1 protein-coding gene is annotated in these 1471 nt (G+C 61.0%); it reads right to left on the bottom strand.

Annotated elements, in window-relative coordinates:
* Positions 1 to 363 precede the first annotated feature (363 nt).
* On the bottom strand, positions 364 to 1161 hold the full coding sequence (locus tag ACTWPW_RS64165; RefSeq protein ID WP_443175037.1) for a hypothetical protein: 798 nt from the start codon (positions 1159 to 1161) through the stop codon (positions 364 to 366).
* Positions 1162 to 1471: the final 310 nt, after the last annotated feature.

Below are 1471 nucleotides of genomic sequence, written 5' to 3'. Positions count from 1 at the left end.
AAGGTGTCGAGCGGTGTTCCTAGTGACACGGATCGGACTTCCTTGTGCCACCACCGCGAACGCCGCTTACCTGGCCTGTTGCCCATAACCGTGTCACCAGCACCACCAGGAACTGCGGAACTCCGGTGGATGGGGGAGTGCTGGGAAGGGGTTCGGCCTGCGAGGGGGCTGTAGCCCCGCACGGAGGCGGGGCCTGGAGGCACTACTTCTCAGTCACTTTGCGTCGATCCGGTCATGCAACCCGGGGGGAAGCGAGTTGACTGCGGGCGGATCACAACCGCGCCCCAGCAGCACGCACATGCCGGCCGTGCCGCAGATATCTCCAGGTGCGCGCCGGCATGTGTGGGCCCGTGTTCGCACCGACTACGAACCGAACCGTGCGGCGTGCTGGCCGTGGGCCAGTTTGGCCAGCTCCGCAAACAGACTTCCGCCCTTCGCGCGGAACTCGTCGTACTTGTTGTCCTGTACCTCTTCAACGAAGAGGTACATCACCGTTGCCAGGTCTCTCAGCACTGGATAGCTGGTCGGAGTGACCGGCAAGACCTTCCTTCGGAGCTCTCTGGCTATGTCCACGATGGTTTGCGCCAGTTCGTCGTCGATCAGCTCGTCATGCTCGCCGCGCAGCTTAACGAGGGCTTGAGCGACGTCCCACAGCTGCAGTCCGTGACGGCGATACCAGATCGCCTCCTTACGCCCGACCTGCGTTCCCTTGATACCCCGGAGGCGATAATCGCGCTCGGCGCGCTCACTGGCCGGCAGTCCGAGCTTCTTTGCCCTAGCCCGCTTGATGCGATGGTCTACCGCTTGAGGGGTTTTCGCACCAAGGGTTGGCGCCATGCGGATCTGAGGGATGCGAAGCCTTCGACCCAGGAGGAGAAGCTCGTTCTCCAGTTGGTCGACCGCCGCCGGCACGTGCGGCACCCCGCAGACCTTGATGTACGCCAGGATCCAGAGGGCATCGATGACGTCATCATCGGTCACCAGGTGGAGAGGTCGGATCTGCAGGACATGCTGCACCACGGGGAGTGGATGCTCGAACGGATCGTCGTGCTCGAGTTCGTCTACGCGCGGATCGCACGCCTGGCGTCGTCGTGCGATAACTCTCTGAATAGCGGCCTGACCTGCGACTTTATCAATCTCGGGAGTGGCTTTCGGAGGCACGTTCAATAGCGTATTGAAAGATCATCAAGATCGGAAGGCACCACCACACCACTATGACTCCCAGTTGTTTGTCTGACGCGCTTGCAGATGTCAGTACGGTACGGGGGATGTCAGCGGATCTGGCAGTAGGCCATCGGAATTGTCAGTAGGCGCGTGTACGGCAGGAGGTTCGGCCCGGGAAATTGTCCTGTCGCACTGAAGTTGGCCGATTCTCACTGGATCTTGCGCTCGTCTCACGGCACACCGCCCTGATGCCACCTTCGGTGACTTGACAGTTACGTTATGCATCCCTTGAGGTGATTCAGTTCTC

This window comes from Nonomuraea sp. KM90 (genome assembly GCF_052246675.1).
GTDB lineage: Bacteria > Actinomycetota > Actinomycetes > Streptosporangiales > Streptosporangiaceae > Nonomuraea.
The sequence above is the reverse complement of the archived record's forward strand: the minus strand, read 5'-3'. Positions and strand labels throughout refer to the sequence as shown.